This window comes from Arthrobacter sp. TMT4-20, from assembly GCF_054510775.1.
On record NZ_JBTNDW010000002.1, the window covers coordinates 1 to 14,401 of the forward strand.

General features: G+C 65.0%; 14 protein-coding genes and 1 tRNA gene. 11 read left to right on the forward strand and 4 right to left on the reverse strand.

What is annotated here, in order from left to right; translation table 11 throughout:
* Positions 1 to 114: 114 nt before the first annotated feature.
* Positions 115 to 197: transfer RNA gene (locus tag ACX80Z_RS03080), tRNA-Leu, on the reverse strand.
* Between the two features lie 153 nt (positions 198 to 350).
* On the opposite strand from ACX80Z_RS03080, the gene ACX80Z_RS03085 reads away from it, so the two are divergent.
* Positions 351 to 1,652: a M20/M25/M40 family metallo-hydrolase gene (locus ACX80Z_RS03085; protein ID WP_019482697.1), complete on the forward strand. Its 1,302-nt coding sequence runs from the start codon at positions 351 to 353 to the stop codon at positions 1,650 to 1,652.
* A gap of 9 nt (positions 1,653 to 1,661) precedes the next feature.
* Positions 1,662 to 2,822: an acyl-CoA dehydrogenase family protein gene (locus ACX80Z_RS03090; protein ID WP_459314885.1), complete on the forward strand. Its 1,161-nt coding sequence runs from the start codon at positions 1,662 to 1,664 to the stop codon at positions 2,820 to 2,822.
* Positions 2,823 to 2,834: 12 nt separating this feature from the next.
* On the opposite strand, the gene ACX80Z_RS03095 is transcribed toward ACX80Z_RS03090, so the two are convergent.
* On the reverse strand, positions 2,835 to 3,068 hold the full coding sequence (locus tag ACX80Z_RS03095; protein ID WP_019482699.1) for a DUF5703 family protein: 234 nt from the start codon (positions 3,066 to 3,068) through the stop codon (positions 2,835 to 2,837).
* Between the two features lie 40 nt (positions 3,069 to 3,108).
* Between ACX80Z_RS03095 and ACX80Z_RS03100 the strand changes: the two genes are divergently transcribed.
* The gene (locus ACX80Z_RS03100; RefSeq protein WP_116777799.1) at positions 3,109 to 3,342 is read left to right on the forward strand and encodes a hypothetical protein; all 234 of its coding nucleotides are present in this window, start codon (positions 3,109 to 3,111) and stop codon (positions 3,340 to 3,342) included.
* Here the strand turns inward: ACX80Z_RS03100 and ACX80Z_RS03105 are convergent.
* A complete protein-coding gene (locus ACX80Z_RS03105) occupies positions 3,339 to 4,277 on the reverse strand; it encodes an aldo/keto reductase (RefSeq protein ID WP_116777800.1) in 939 nt (312 codons plus the stop codon). The two genes, ACX80Z_RS03100 and ACX80Z_RS03105, sit on opposite strands and share 4 nt — an antisense overlap.
* Before the next feature lie 74 nt (positions 4,278 to 4,351).
* Between ACX80Z_RS03105 and ACX80Z_RS03110 the strand changes: the two genes are divergently transcribed.
* Together ACX80Z_RS03110 and mshC are read left to right on the forward strand one after the other, a co-directional pair.
* Positions 4,352 to 5,176, forward strand: coding sequence for an undecaprenyl-diphosphate phosphatase (locus ACX80Z_RS03110; protein WP_019482702.1), 825 nt, complete (start codon positions 4,352 to 4,354; stop codon positions 5,174 to 5,176).
* 72 nt (positions 5,177 to 5,248) lie between these two features.
* The gene (gene mshC / locus ACX80Z_RS03115; protein WP_459314886.1) at positions 5,249 to 6,526 is read left to right on the forward strand and encodes a cysteine--1-D-myo-inosityl 2-amino-2-deoxy-alpha-D-glucopyranoside ligase; all 1,278 of its coding nucleotides are present in this window, start codon (positions 5,249 to 5,251) and stop codon (positions 6,524 to 6,526) included.
* Positions 6,527 to 6,551: 25 nt separating this feature from the next.
* Here the strand turns inward: mshC and ACX80Z_RS03120 are convergent, their stop codons facing one another.
* A complete protein-coding gene (locus ACX80Z_RS03120) occupies positions 6,552 to 7,406 on the reverse strand; it encodes a PAC2 family protein (RefSeq protein WP_237742118.1) in 855 nt (284 codons plus the stop codon).
* Between the two features lie 137 nt (positions 7,407 to 7,543).
* Here ACX80Z_RS03120 and ACX80Z_RS03125 point away from each other — a divergent pair, with 137 nt between their 5' ends.
* The 6 genes from ACX80Z_RS03125 to ACX80Z_RS03150 all read left to right on the forward strand — a co-directional run bounded on the left by ACX80Z_RS03125 (position 7,544) and on the right by ACX80Z_RS03150 (position 14,398).
* On the forward strand, positions 7,544 to 8,320 hold the full coding sequence (locus ACX80Z_RS03125) for an HAD family hydrolase (RefSeq protein WP_019482705.1): 777 nt from the start codon (positions 7,544 to 7,546) through the stop codon (positions 8,318 to 8,320).
* On the forward strand, positions 8,317 to 9,474 hold the full coding sequence (locus ACX80Z_RS03130) for a site-2 protease family protein (protein ID WP_116777804.1): 1,158 nt from the start codon (positions 8,317 to 8,319) through the stop codon (positions 9,472 to 9,474). The genes ACX80Z_RS03125 and ACX80Z_RS03130 overlap by 4 nt, the downstream gene beginning before the upstream one ends.
* A 55-nt stretch (positions 9,475 to 9,529) precedes the next feature.
* Entirely contained in the window at positions 9,530 to 10,618 is a 1,089-nt protein-coding gene (locus ACX80Z_RS03135; RefSeq protein ID WP_459314887.1) for a tRNA (adenine-N1)-methyltransferase, read from the forward strand.
* Positions 10,619 to 10,719: 101 nt separating this feature from the next.
* Positions 10,720 to 12,480 (forward strand): proteasome ATPase, encoded by a 1,761-nt coding sequence (gene arc, locus ACX80Z_RS03140; protein ID WP_116777805.1) that lies wholly within the window; start codon positions 10,720 to 10,722, stop codon positions 12,478 to 12,480.
* 65 nt (positions 12,481 to 12,545) lie between these two features.
* Positions 12,546 to 14,132, forward strand: coding sequence for a depupylase/deamidase Dop (dop, locus tag ACX80Z_RS03145; protein ID WP_083850895.1), 1,587 nt, complete (start codon positions 12,546 to 12,548; stop codon positions 14,130 to 14,132).
* A gap of 50 nt (positions 14,133 to 14,182) precedes the next feature.
* On the forward strand, positions 14,183 to 14,398 hold the full coding sequence (locus ACX80Z_RS03150; protein ID WP_019482710.1) for a ubiquitin-like protein Pup: 216 nt from the start codon (positions 14,183 to 14,185) through the stop codon (positions 14,396 to 14,398).
* Positions 14,399 to 14,401 lie beyond the last annotated feature (3 nt).

Consider the following 14,401-nt stretch of genomic DNA (forward strand, 5'->3'; position numbering starts at 1 on the left):
ATCGACCCAACCCGCAACTATCAATCCAGACAAAAGAAAACACCCCCAGCCGAAGCTGGGGGTGTCGTCGATGTCGCGACTCACATGTAGTCCATGTCGCGACTCATAACACTGTGCGCGGAGGGGGACTTGAACCCCCACCCTCGTTAGAGGACTAGCACCTCAAGCTAGCGCGTCTGCCATTCCGCCACCCGCGCAGGTGATGTTTTCCGTAGCTCTAAACCTCGGAAGCAGCGAAAAAAACTCTAACACGATCAAGGCCCAAGAGTTTAATCCGCTGCTCGCGGGACCCTCCAGACAAAGTGGTTAGGCTGGTGACACAGCTCATTCGCCACCAGGAGGCCCGCACGATGAATATCAAGCCCGAAGACGAAGTTGTCCGCATCTGCCAGGAACTCATCCGCATCGACACCTCCAACTATGGTGACAACGTGGGCCCCGGCGAACGAGCGGCTGCTGAGTACACGGCGGGCCTGATCGAGGAAGTGGGCCTTGGCACCCAGATTTTCGAGTCCGAACCGGGCCGGGCCTCCGTAATTGCCCGGATGCCCGGCTCTGATCCCTCCCTGCCCGCACTGGTGGTGCATGGCCACCTCGACGTCGTCCCCGCCCAGAAAGAGGACTGGACAGTCGATCCGTTCAGCGGCGAGGAAAAGGATGGCCTGATCTGGGGCCGCGGTGCAGTGGACATGAAAGACATGGACGCCATGATTCTCTCGGTCCTCCGCAACATGCAGCGCGAGAAAATCCAGCCCAAGCGCGACCTGATCTTCGGTTTCTTCGCCGATGAGGAGGCCGGCGGTAAATACGGGGCATCCTGGCTGGTCGACACCCAGCCGGGCCTCTTCGAGGGAGCCACCGAAGCTATCTCCGAGGTTGGCGGCTTCTCAGCGAACATCGGCGGTCAGCGCACCTACCTGCTGCAGACTGCGGAAAAGGGCATTTCCTGGCTCCGTCTGGTAGCCCACGGCCGCGCCGGTCACGGCTCGCAGATCAACACCGACAACGCCGTCACCCGGCTGGCCCGCGCCGTCACAAGGGTGGGGGAGTACCGGTGGCCGATTGAGCTGACCCCCACCACCCGCCAGTTCCTCGACGGTGTGACCGAACTCACCGGTGTCGAATTCGATCCTGACAACCCCGAGACGCTCCTCGCCGAACTCGGCACCGTGGCCCGCTTCGTCGGAGCCACCCTGCAAAACACCTCCAACCCCACGGTGCTCAAGAGCGGCTACAAGCACAACGTCATCCCGGGCACCGCCGAAGCCCTGATCGACGTCCGCACCCTGCCCGGCCAGGAGGAACAGGTCCTCGCCACCATCAAGGAGCTCGCAGGCGACGGCGTCGACGTCACCTACGACCACAAGGACGTTTCGCTTGAGGTGCCATTCGCCGGCAACCTGGTGGACTCCATGATCGACGCCCTGCATAGCCAGGACCCCGGCGCGAAGGTCCTGCCGTACACGCTGTCCGGCGGCACCGACAACAAGTCGCTGAGCCGCCTCGGCATCACCGGCTACGGGTTCGCCCCGCTGCAGCTGCCCGACGAACTCGACTTCACCGGCATGTTCCACGGCGTCGACGAGCGGGTACCCACCGAGTCGCTCAAGTTTGGTTCCAAGGTGCTCCACCGCCTGCTCACCACCTACTAGGCTGCGTCCATGGACACCCCCGAGGAAATCCTCCCGGACCGACTCCTGGACACGTTCCGGGAGCGGGCCGCCGGCTACGACGCACGGAACGAGTTCTTCCACGCGGATCTAGCCGATCTCCAAGCCATCGGCTATCTCGCGTTGATGGCACCCGTGAACGACGGCGGCCGGGGGTTGGGCGTCGCAGCGGTTGCCGCGTGCCAACGGCGGCTGGCGTCCGCGGCACCCGCCACCGCCCTGGCCATCAACATGCACCTGGTCTGGACCGGGGTGGCCCTGATGCTGCAACGCCTGGGGGACCACTCCCTGGGTTTCGTCCTGCAGGAGGCCACCCAGGGGGAGCTGTACGCCTTCGGACTGTCCGAGCCGGGCAACGACGCCGTCCTGTTCGACTCCTTCACCACCGCCACACCACAGGCCGACGGCGGGTACTCGTTCACCGGAACCAAAATCTTCACCAGCCTCGCACCCGCGTGGACGCGGCTCGGAATTTTTGGCAAGGCCACCACACCCGACGGCGCCGGGGAGCTGGTGCACGGAATCGTGACCCGGGGGACCGCAGGGGTCCACACGGTCGAGGACTGGGACACCATGGGCATGCGGGCCAGCCAGTCACACACCACCAGGCTGGACGACGTCGTCGTACCCGCCGAACGGATCTTCAGGCACCTCCCGGTCGGCCCCAACGCAGACCCCCTCGTCTTCGCCATCTTCGGGGTCTTCGAGACGCTGCTGTCAGCGGTGTACACGGGGATTGGCGACTGGTCGCTGACCCTTGCCATCGACTCGGCCCGGCAGCGCACCACCGGTCGCGACGGCGTGGCCCTGTCGCAGACGCCCGAGGTGCGCTGGCAGATCGCCGATGCCGCAATGGCCCTCGACTCACTCGATGCCCAGCTACGGTCTGTGGCGCGGGACCTGGACGAGGGTGCAGATCATGGGAGCCAGTGGTTCGCCAAGCTGGTGGGCCTCAAGCTGCGGGCCACCACCGTGGCCCGGCAGGTCAACGACGCGGCAATGCACCTTGCCGGCGGGCGCGGCTACCAGGCTGGTAGCGAAATCGGCAGGCTCCACCGTGACGTGTTGGCGGGCCAGTACCATCCGTCGTCCACCGAGTCGGCTCACCGCACGATAGCGACCGCCTGGTTGGGTCCGCAGGAGGACAGTTAGGGCCTCCGGCTCCTAGGCCGTGCGTTCCACCCGGAGGACCTTGCGCCGCATCCAGTACCGGCGTCCGCCACCGATGTAGATGCAACTGCGTTCCAGTTCCCATTTGCCGTACTCGGCGTGTTCGGTCAGCGCCTGACGGGCGGCGTTCACCGGTTCGCCCGCGTTGACGGTCAACACCAGATACTCGTACCGGCGTTCGACGTCGCGCCGGGGCGCCGTCGTTGCGTTCAGAAATTGTTCTCGCATTTCCCTCCAATTTTGATCACTTTACCGATAACGTCTACCCATGAGTATTGATCCGCGTGTCGCGCTCCAAACCCTGGTTTCGGCGCTTGAGGAGCATCTTAACGCTGCCGCATCCCGGCGCGGGGACGAGGATCCGGCCGTTGAGGCCGCCTACCTGGCCATCGCCGACGCCTTCGACACCTATGAGGAAGTCCTCTACGACGCCCACGGGGAAGTGACGCCGCTGGTCATCTATGAAGACGGCGACGACGACGACGAATCCGACGAGTCCTAGGACTGGGCCGACACTTCGTCGAGCACCGCGGAGATTTGCGCGGGGAGCGGGTCCTGCCCCGCTGACAGGACATCCTTGAGCTGGTGGCTGGTCCGCGCACCGGTCATCGCGGCAGCCACCGTCGGCCGGTGCAGTACCCACCGCAGCGCCACTTCCAGTGGCGCCAGGTCCAGGCCTTTGGCGGCGGTGACCAGTGCCTCGGTGATCCGCTGCGGCCGTCCCGTGAGATACGGCTCCACGTAGGGCGCCCAGAGGTCCGATGCCGCCCGCGAATCCGCCGGGGTCTGACCCCGGTACTTTCCGGTCAGGACCCCACGACCCAGTGGCGCCCACGCCACCAGGCCCACCCCGAGGGCCTCCGCGGCAGGTGTCGCCTCCCGTTCCACGGTGCGGTTCAGCAGCGAGTATTCAGCCTCGTGCGCCGTCAACGGGAAACCAGCTGTGGCCGAGGCGAGGGCAAGTTCCCAACCCGCTTGGTTGGAGACGCCCACGTAGCGGGCCCGCCCCGTCCGGTAGGCCAGTTCCAGTGCCCCGAGGGTCTCATCCAACGGAACGGCATCAAGGCGGGCCGGGGCCAGCCACAGGTCCACGTGGTCGGTTCCCAGCCGAGCCAGGGAAGCATCAAGGGAATCGAGGAGTCCCTTCCGGGACCCGTCAGCGCGCCGCACCCCGCCGTGCTGGCGTGCCGACCCACCCTGGACGGCAAGAACCAGCTCGGACCGGGCGACGGTATCGCCGATCAGGTCCCCGAGCATCGCCTCCGCCCGGCCATCCGAGTAGCGGGCGGCGGTCCCCACCAGGGTGCCGCCGGCCTCGGTGAACAGACGAAGCTGTTCCCGTGCCGTCTCCTCATCCGCGTCCTGCCCCCAGGTCATTGTGCCCAATCCCACACGGGATACCGTCAGACCGCTGCTACCCACGTTTTGCCACTGCATACGGTAAGCCTAAAGCCTCGGGGAGGGCTGTCGCCTACCGGAGGTTGACGGCTGAGTACTCTAAGGTCTTACTTGTGAATTGGATCGAAGCTGCCATCCTGGGCCTGGTGCAGGGCCTGACGGAATTCCTGCCCATCTCCTCAAGCGCCCACCTCCGGATTGTCGGCGAGTTTCTACCGAACGCCCAGGACCCAGGCGCCGCGTTCACGGCGATCACCCAACTTGGCACTGAAACCGCCGTGGTGGTGTTTTTCTGGCGCGACATTGTCAGGATCATTCGGGCCTGGAGTGGGTCGCTCGTCGGGAAAGTACCCACCAGCGACCCGGATGTGAGGATGGGTTGGCTCGTGATCCTCGGCAGCCTCCCGATCGGTGTGCTGGGGCTGCTCTTCCAGGACCAGATCGAGAGCACCCTGCGCAGCATGTGGCTGACCGCCACCATGTTGATCGTGTTTGGGCTCATCCTGGCGGTGGCGGACGCCGTCGGAAAGCAGAACCGGTCCCTGGACCAGTTGACGTACCGGCACGGCATCTTCTACGGCTTCGCCCAGGCGCTGGCCCTCATCCCGGGCGTCTCCCGGTCGGGCGGCACCATCACCGCCGGCCTTTTCATGGGGTACAACCGCGAAGCCGCAGCACGCTATTCGTTCCTGCTGGCCATTCCTGCCGTATTTGCCAGTGGCTTTTTCCAGTTGTTCAAGAGCATCGGCGAGCCGGGCCCCTACGGGCTGGGGGAGACGGCACTGGCCACCGGTATCGCCTTCGTGGTGGGGTTCATCATCATTGGCTGGTTCCTGAAGTTCGTCTCCACCCGCAGCTACGGCCTCTTCGTCTGGTACCGCATCCTGCTGGGCCTGGCCCTGTTCCTGCTCCTCGGATTCGGCATCATCAACCCCTGATTCCCCTGTCAGCAGAACGTCTGGGGCGGATCGCTGGTCGGCTCACCGCTGCAAGGAACGTATTGTAGAAGTGTGATTGCGTGGAACTCTCGACCTATTCCTGTCCTGCCCGGCGAAAGCGCCGATATCGGCCTGTATGACACCAAGCAGCAGCAGTACGTTACGCTGCCGACGGACTCCCGGCATGGCCTCTACGTCTGCGGGATCACACCCTACGACGCCACCCATATGGGCCACGCCGCGACCTATGTGGCATTCGACCTCCTGAACCGCCTCTGGCGTGACTCAGGCGCCGTCGTGAACTATGTCCAGAACGTCACCGACATCGACGACCCGCTGCTGGAGCGGGCGGCCGCCACGGGGGTGGACTGGACTGATCTCGCCACGCAGCAGACGGATCTGTTCCGCGAGGACATGTACGAGCTCAACGTGATCCCCCCGGACCACTACATTGGGGCGGTCGAATCGATCGAGTGGATTGTCCCGGTGATCGAATCACTGCTGGAACGCGGCATCGCGTACCCCGTCGCCGGCGACGGGGCGGAGCCCGACGGCGACATTTACTTCTCCGTGGATGCAGCGTCCGCATCGCTGACAGGACCGGAGGCCTGGTTCCTGGGCGCCGTTTCCCACCTCGGCCAGGAGGAGATGACCGGGCTCTTCGCCGAACGCGGCGGGGACCCTGCCCGCCCCGGGAAGAAGCATCCGATGGACCCCCTGCTGTGGCGGGTGGCTCGGGCTGGTGAGCCTGACTGGGACGGCAACACCCTCGGCAGGGGCCGTCCCGGCTGGCACATCGAATGTGCAGTGATTGCGCAGCGGTTCCTCGAACTGCCGTTCACCGTGCAGGCAGGCGGCTCTGACCTGGTATTCCCACACCATGAGATGAGCGCAGCCCACGCGGAGGCAGCAACCGGCACGCCTCTGGCCAGGCATTACTCGCACGCCGGGATGGTCGGCCTGGACGGCGAGAAAATGAGCAAGTCCCGCGGCAACCTGGTGCTGGTGTCGTCCCTGCGCAGGGACGGCGTGGATCCGGCCGCGATCAGGCTGGCCATTCTCAACCACCATTACAGGTCGGACTGGTCATGGACCGACAAGGTGATTCCCCGTGCCCAGGACCAGCTGTCCAGCTGGCGGCTTGCACTGGGATCGGCGACTGAGGAATCGGCTGCCGCACTGACCGCTGAACTCCGTGCAGCGCTGGCCAACGACCTCGACGCCCCCGCGGGGGTGGCAGCTGTGGACCGTTGGGCCGCCGAAGCACCCATCTCCGGCGGGACAGCTGACGGTGCCGCCGGCGTCGTCGACGCACTGGATGCGCTGCTCGGCATCAGGCTGACCCGCTAGAGGGGTCCTCCGCCCGGACCCTAGCTCAGTCCTTGCGACGCTTTTTCAGGTACCGCTCGAACTCCCGGGCAATCGATTCTCCGCTCGCCTCGGGCAGGTCGGCGGTGTCCTTGGCTTCTTCCAGTTGCCGCACATAGGCGGCCACCTCGGGGTCTTCGATAGCCAGCTCGTCGACACCGCGCTCCCACGCCTCAGACTCTTCGACCAGCACGTGCATGTCCAGGGACAGGTGCAGCATCTCTTCGAGCCGGTTGAGCAGGGCAAGCTGCGCCTTGGGGGACGGGGACTGCCCCACATAGTGCGGTACGGCCGCCCACAGTGACAGCGTCGGAATGTCGGCCAGCAAGCCCACCTCACTGAGCACTCCGACTATCCCGATTGGACCCTCATAGGTGGACGGTTCAATGTCGAGGTTCTCCCGCACCAGATCATCATCCGAGGTGACCGTGACCGGGATGGGCCGGGTGTGCGGCACATCCGCGAGCAGAGCCCCCACCAGGATGATGCAGTCAACATTGAGTTCTTTGGCCGAGGCAATCAGTTCGGCTGTGTACGCACGCCACTTATAGGACGGTTCCACACCGTGCACCAGGATGAGGTCCACGTTCGTCTCGGGGACCGGGGCCTTGCTGATCCGTGTGGTGGGCCACTTGATTTTGCGCCGGCCCTGGGCGTTCCGGCTAACCACCGGGCGGGTGAACTGGAAATCGTAGAACTCGTCAGCGTCGATGCTGGCAACCTTCTCGCTGCCCCAGTACCTGCCCATGAATTTCAGCGCGTCGCTGGCCGCTTCGCCGGCGTCATTCCACCCCTCGAAGGCGGCAAGCATGATCGTCACCCGCCGGTCGGGGGAACCACTGTCCTGGAAAAGGCCACGAATTCCGGGCTGGACGCTCTCATCAAAGGTACTCACCACTTCACCCTAAACCTCCCCGCGCGGTGTTGGCAGCTATTGACTGCACCTTCGCGCAGAGCCAAAGCGGCCGCCGGGCATTAGCCTCCCCGTAGACTGGGGGTATGGCTAATTCCGATCCCAGTACAGTTGCGTCCATTTCCGGGCACGCCACCCACGACGACGACGACGGCCTCCAGGCAGTCCTCTGGGACATGGACGGGACCATCGTCGATACCGAGCCGTACTGGATCCAGGCCGAAAAGGATCTGGTCGCGAAGCATGGCGGCACCTGGTCCACGGCCGACGCCGAAGCCCTGGTGGGGCAGGCGCTGTCCTTCTCGGCGGGGGTCCTGCAACAGGCCGGCGTTGAGCTGGAAATCCGCGAGATCATCGACCACCTGACCACCGAGGTCCAGACCCGGGTCGCCGAAGCTGCGCCCTGGCGACCAGGAGCCGTCGAGCTGCTGGCCGAGCTGAAGGCACAGCACATTCCGTGCGCCATGGTCACCATGTCCGAGGGGCCCCTCGCCGCTGAGGTGGCAAGTCAGCTGCCGGCTGGGACGTTCGAGTTCCTGGTCACCGGGGACATGGTGCGGCGGGGAAAACCCGATCCGGAGGCCTACCTGCTGGGGTTTGACTCCCTCGACGGATCGAGGGGCACGCTATCCAAGCACCGGGTGGTCGCGATCGAGGACTCCCTTCCGGGCGCGACGTCGGCTGGAGCCGCCGGACTGGTGACGCTGACCGTACCCCACATGATGCCGCTCCCGACCGATCGGGGCTGGTATCAATGGCCCACCCTGAGGCAGAAATCCGTGGCTGACCTCAACCGGCTGGTCCTCGACCACGCGGCGTCGCTCACCGAGCCAGCCGTCCCGGCAGAGTCGGCCTCGCGGTGACCTCACCCGAGGCTCCTGGGCTGCAGCGGCGGGAGGGAATTTCCCTGGGGCGGCTTTGGGGGATTCCCATCGTTCTGGCCTGGTCCTGGTTCGTCATCGCCCTGTTTGTGGTGGTGGTCTTCGGCCCGCAGGTGGCCCGCGCCTTTCCCGGGATCGGGGCCGGAGCCTACGGCGTGGCCCTCGGGTACGCGCTGCTGCTCGCCGCGTCAGTGCTGGTCCACGAGCTCGCCCACGCGCTGTCAGCCCGGGTCTTCGGCTGGCCGACCACGCGCATTGTGCTCAACCTCTGGGGCGGGCACACCCAGTTCGAAAACTTCAACGCCAGCCCGGGCCGCTCGCTGATCGTGGCGCTGGCCGGCCCGGCGGCGAACTTTCTCCTCGCCCTCGCTGGCTGGTTGGCGGTCCCACTCTTTGAACCCCAGTCGGTAGGCCGCCTGCTCGCTGACATTTTCGTGTGGGCAAACCTGTTGGTGGCCGTGTTCAACGTGCTGCCGGGCCTGCCCCTCGACGGCGGACGAATTGTTGAATCTGCTGTCTGGAAGGCTACCGGCAACCAGGACAAGGGCACCGTGGCGGCGGGCTGGGCTGGCCGCGTCATCGTGATCCTGCTCGTGGTTGCCGTCCTCGGACTTCCCTTGCTGGCCGGAGGGACGCCCGACCTGATGGTGGTCATCATCGCAGCGGTGATGGGCGCGTTCCTTTGGATGGGTGCGACGGCGGCCATCAACAACGCCCAGATGCGGCTCCGCCTCCCGGCGATCAGTGCCGGCCGGTTGAAGCAGCCAGCCTTCAGCATCCCGGCCGGAACCACCGTGCACACGGTCAGGAAACTCGTCCGGGACAACCCGGGGGCGGCTATTGTCCTGACCGGTGCGGGCGGACAACCCGAAGCAGTAGTCGATACCGGCGCCCTGCTCAGCGTCCCGGACGATGCGGCCGAGACCACACCGATCAATGCGGTGGCCCGGGCACTCTCTCCCGGGGCCTACGTGCCGGAAGCAGCCGTTGGCCAGGAACTGGTGCAGTTCCTGGCCAAGCTGCCCGGCAGCGAATACGCGGTCATCGACCGGATGGGACGGGTCACCGGCCTGCTCCACCAGTCGACGGTGGTGTCGGCGATCACCGGCAAACCCTTCCCCGGCCAAAATTCCTGACCTGCCGCCACCGACGTGTGCGTGCTCTACCCCCAATAGCTAAGGACGATCGTTGATGAACACCCCCGGAAGCACCCCCGCGGAACACCCTCCCCATGGTGCAGCCGTCCGCCGAGGCCCTTTCCGTGCAGGGGAGCGTGTGCAGCTGACCGACGAGAAGGGCCGCATGAACACCATCACGCTGACCCCCGGCGGCGCGTTTCACACCCACAAGGGGTTCCTGCTCCACGATGGGCTGATCGGTTCCCTGGAAGGGACTGTTCTCACCAACACCAGCGGCCAGCTGTATCAGGCGCTGCGCCCGCTCCTGTCGGACTTCGTGCTCTCCATGCCCCGCGGCGCAGCAGTGGTCTATCCCAAGGATGCCGGCCAGATCATCACCATGGCCGATATCTATCCGGGTGCGCGAGTGGTGGAAGCCGGGGTTGGCTCCGGTGCCCTCTCCATCTCGCTGCTCCGCGCCGTCGGCGACGCCGGTTACCTGCATTCTTTTGAACGGCGGGCCGAATTCGCTGACATTGCGCAGGGAAACGTCGAGACCATTTTTGGTGGGCCCCATCCGGCCTGGAAAATCACCCTGGGCGATTTCCAGGAGCAGGTAGTCGAGCAGGAGGAACCCGGCAGCGTTGACCGGGTGGTTCTCGACATGCTCGCACCCTGGGAATGCCTCGACGCGGTAGCCACCGTCCTGGCGCCGGGCGGGGTGTGGATCAACTATGTTGCAACGGTGACGCAGCTGTCCCGCACCGCCGAAGCCATCCGGGCTGATGGGCGTTTCACCGAACCGGACGCCTGGGAATCGATGGTCCGTGGCTGGCACCTGGAAGGGCTCGCCGTCCGACCCGACCACCGCATGGTCGCGCACACCGGCTTCCTCCTGATCACCCGCCGGTTGGCGCACGGGGTCACCGGTCTGACGACCAAGCGGCGCCCCTCAAAAACGGATTTCAGCGCAGAGGATCTGAACGCCTGGACACCCCAGGCTGTGGGTGAGCGTGAGGTTTCGGACAAGCGTCTGCGCCGGGTGGCCCGCGATGCCAGCTCCACGATCCAGCGCGGCGCGCTACCCGCTGACGAGGCGCAGGCCCGTCGTGACCAGATCGCGGACGCTGCCCGTGAGGCGGACGAGCCGACAGAAAGCTAGGGCCGAATGCTACCCGGGGCGGCGACTATCAGGAATAACCCGGCTCACTGCGCTATGGTCGAATGAGAGCATCAATCGAGCACTGAAGGTGGGCGATACGCATGGCTGACTTCGAGAACGTAGACCCTCCGGAACTGTCCGCTGCCGCCCCGCCCGAGGCCGGGGCGGGGGCGAGCCAGCTCGCTGCGACTCAACGGCAACTGAACGTCCTGCGGGACCGGCTGCGCAACATTGACCGGCAGTTATCGTCTGCGGCCCAGAACAACACCAAGCTGGTTGCCGCCCTGGAGGCGGCACGTGCCGAAATTGTCAGGCTCAAGGGGGCCCTCGAGAACGAAGGCGCCACCCCGTTCAGTTTCGGCACCATCATCGAACTCAATGCGCTGCGGCCCGGCGACGCGGCGTCCGCCGCGTCCCAGGACAGTGCTGACATTCTGCAGTCTGGCAGGAAGCTGCGGGTCGCGATCAGCCCGCTGGTTAATCTGGCGCAACTGATGCCCGGCCAGGAAGTACTGCTCAACGAATCCCTGACCATCATCGCGGGGCTGGGGTTCGAACGCTCCGGCGAGCTGGTGACCGTCAAGGAACTCCTGGGCTCCGACCGCGCCCTGGTTATCGGGCGGGCGGATGAGGAGCGGGTGGTCAGGCTCAACGGTCCGCTCCAGTCCGAGCGGATCCGTGTTGGTGATGCGCTCTCGGTCGACAACCGGTCCGGCTACGCACTCGAAAAGGTCCCGCGCAGTGAGGTTGAGAACCTGGTGCTCGAAGAGGTCCCGGACATCGCGTACGAGGACATCGGGGGGCTCGGGCCGCAGATCGAGCAGATTCGCGACGCCGTCGAGCTTCCGTTCCTGCACCCTGACCTCTACCGGGAACACGGTTTGAAGGCGCCCAAAGGCATCCTGCTCTACGGTCCGCCCGGTTGCGGTAAGACCCTGATCGCCAAGGCCGTCGCGAACTCTCTCGCGGCCCGTGCCATTGAACGCACCGGGTCCACCGAGACGCGCAGCTACTTCCTCAACATTAAGGGACCCGAGCTGCTGGATAAGTATGTGGGGGAGACCGAGCGCCACATCCGGCTGATCTTCGCCCGGGCCCGCGAGAAGGCTTCGGACGGCAGCCCGGTGGTGGTGTTCTTCGATGAGATGGATTCCCTGTTCCGGACGCGGGGTACCGGCGTCTCCTCGGACGTTGAAACGACTATCGTTCCTCAGCTCCTCAGTGAGATCGACGGCGTCGAAAAGCTTGAGAACGTCATCGTGATTGGTGCCTCCAACCGGGAAGACATGATCGACCCGGCCATACTCAGGCCCGGCCGGCTGGACGTGAAGATCAAGATCCACCGCCCCGACGCCGAGGGTGCAGCCGAGATTTTCGGCAAGTACATCACCGAGAACCTGCCACTGCACGACGACGACCTCAACGAGTACAGCGGCAGCCGCGCAGCAACCGTGCAGGCAATCATCCGGCGCACGGTCGAAAAAATGTACTCCACCGAAAAGTCCAACGAATACCTCGAGGTCACCTACGCAAACGGTGACACCGAAATGCTCTACTTCAAGGACTTCAACTCCGGCGCTGTCATCCAGAACGTGGTGGACCGGGCCAAGAAGTACGCCATCAAGGATCTGCTCCTGGACGGCCAGAAGGGCCTGCGCATTGAGCATTTCCTCCGGGCCGTCGTCGACGAGTTCCGTGAACATGAGGATCTCCCCAACACCACGAACCCCGATGACTGGGCCCGGATTTCCGGCAAGAAGGGGGAGCGGATCACCTATATCCGCACCATCGTGCAGGGCAAGGCTGGGCAGGAGCCAGGGAAGACCATCGAAACCACGCCCAATACCGGACAGTATCTGTGACACCAGCCGGACACCACGCCGATCCGTCAGTCCTCGACCCCGAACGGTTTTCCGCCCACCGCGTGATGGGCACCGAAACCGAGTACGGAATCATTGCGCCGTCGATTCCGGACGCCAACGCCACAGTCCTGTCGTCCCAGGTGGTGAACGCCTACGCGGCGACCCTGCGGGAGGGTCTCGGCAACCTCGCCGGCACCCGCTGGGACTACACGGATGAGGCACCCCTGGCTGACGCCCGCGGGTGGCAACAGGCCCGGCACGCAGCCGATCCATCCCAGCTGACCGACAGTCCGCCGATCCTCACCGCCGAGCAGGTTGCCCTGGTCGATGCGGCGCTCGACGACGTCGGCCCGCTGGACTCGGCAGTCCTGATGAACCTGGTCCTCAACAACGGGGCACGGCTGTACGTCGATCACGCCCATCCCGAATATTCCTCGCCCGAGGTGACCAACCCGCTGGACGCCGTCCTGTGGGACCGGGCCGGCGACTCCGTGGCGCTGGCAGCCATGCGCCGGATCGCCGCCACCCCGGGCTTCGCTCCAGTCAACCTGTATAAAAACAACACCGACAACAAGAGCGTGTCCTACGGGTCGCATGAAAACTATCTGGTGCCCCGCAGCGTGCCCTTCAACCACATCGCAGCGGTGCTGATTCCGTTCTTTGTCTCCCGCCAGACAATCTGTGGCTCAGGCCGGGTAGGAATCGGCGCCTCCCATCAGTCACCCGGGTTCCAGCTCAGCCAACGCGCCGACTTTTTCGAGAACGAGATCGGCCTGGAAACGACCGTCCGCCGACCCATCATCAACACCCGGGACGAGCCTCATGCGGTCGCCGAAAAGTACCGGCGGCTCCATGTAATCATCGGCGACGCCAATCTGAGCGAAATTTCGAACTATCTGAAGATGGGGACCACCTCCCTGGTGTTGTCCCTGATCGACAGGGACAACGCGCCGATTCCCGAGATCCAGGACCCGGTCCGGGAGCTGCAGGCGGTCAGCCACGACCCCACGCTGAGTCACCGCATCAGGCTGGCAGACGGCCGGTCGGTGACCGCCCTGGACCTGCAGGAAATCTACCTCGACGCCTGCCTGACGGAATCGGACCGGCAGGGTGGAACCGATCCGCAGAGCGCCGACGTGTTGCAACGCTGGGGCGCCCTCATCGATACACTGCGCCGGGACCCCTTCGACGCCGCACACCAACTTGACTGGGTGGCAAAGCTCAAAGTGCTTGAGGCGTATCGCAGCCGCGACGGAATGGCCTGGGATGACCCCCGCCTGGCCCTGGTGGACCTGCAGTACTCCGACCTCCGGCCAGAGAAAAGCATCTACCACCGGCTCAGCGCCCGCGGCCAGATTGACCGATTGGTCACCGATGAGCAGGTGAACGCCGCCGTGTCCCACCCGCCCGAAGACACCCGGGCCTATTTCCGTGGCCGCTGCATCAGCAGTTTTCCCCGCGAAGTGGTCGGCGCCAGCTGGGACTCAATCATCTTCGAGTTGCCGTCCCAACGTCGGCTGCAACGAATCCAGACCCGTGAGCCCCTCCGGGGAACAGCTGCCCTCACCAAAGAGTTGTTCGCTGCATCGGCCGACGCCGAAGAATTTGTTGCGCGGCTTTTGAGCAGGCCCCAATCCAACATGGCACCATAGACATCACTAGGTTTTGCGCATCACATCCTCAGCAATGAAAGGTGCCAGCCATGGCTACACAGGACCGCAGGAATACCGGGTCACGGCCCGAGCAGCAGGACGAACAGCAGGACACTCCGGCCCCGGACACCGGCGGAGCACCCGAGGGCGGCGCACCCACTGCACAGACCCAGGGGGTCGATGATCTGCTGGACGAAATCGACGGGGTGCTCGAATCCAACGCCGAAGAATTTGTCCGCGGCTTTGTCCAGAAGGGCGGCCAGTAACCT

Bases quoted from the DNA above. Each gene is read 5' to 3' on its own strand.
- ACX80Z_RS03085 (WP_019482697.1), top strand. From the start codon at position 351: ATGAATATCAAGCCCGAAGACGAAGTTGTCCGCATCTGCCAGGAACTC.
- ACX80Z_RS03090 (WP_459314885.1), top strand. From the start codon at position 1,662: ATGGACACCCCCGAGGAAATCCTCCCGGACCGACTCCTGGACACGTTC.
- ACX80Z_RS03095 (WP_019482699.1), bottom strand. From the start codon at position 3,068: ATGCGAGAACAATTTCTGAACGCAACGACGGCGCCCCGGCGCGACGTC.
- ACX80Z_RS03100 (WP_116777799.1), top strand. From the start codon at position 3,109: ATGAGTATTGATCCGCGTGTCGCGCTCCAAACCCTGGTTTCGGCGCTT.
- ACX80Z_RS03105 (WP_116777800.1), bottom strand. From the start codon at position 4,277: ATGCAGTGGCAAAACGTGGGTAGCAGCGGTCTGACGGTATCCCGTGTG.
- ACX80Z_RS03125 (WP_019482705.1), top strand. From the start codon at position 7,544: ATGGCTAATTCCGATCCCAGTACAGTTGCGTCCATTTCCGGGCACGCC.
- ACX80Z_RS03135 (WP_459314887.1), top strand. From the start codon at position 9,530: ATGAACACCCCCGGAAGCACCCCCGCGGAACACCCTCCCCATGGTGCA.
- arc (WP_116777805.1), top strand. From the start codon at position 10,720: ATGGCTGACTTCGAGAACGTAGACCCTCCGGAACTGTCCGCTGCCGCC.
- dop (WP_083850895.1), top strand. From the start codon at position 12,546: ATGGGCACCGAAACCGAGTACGGAATCATTGCGCCGTCGATTCCGGAC.
- ACX80Z_RS03150 (WP_019482710.1), top strand. From the start codon at position 14,183: ATGGCTACACAGGACCGCAGGAATACCGGGTCACGGCCCGAGCAGCAG.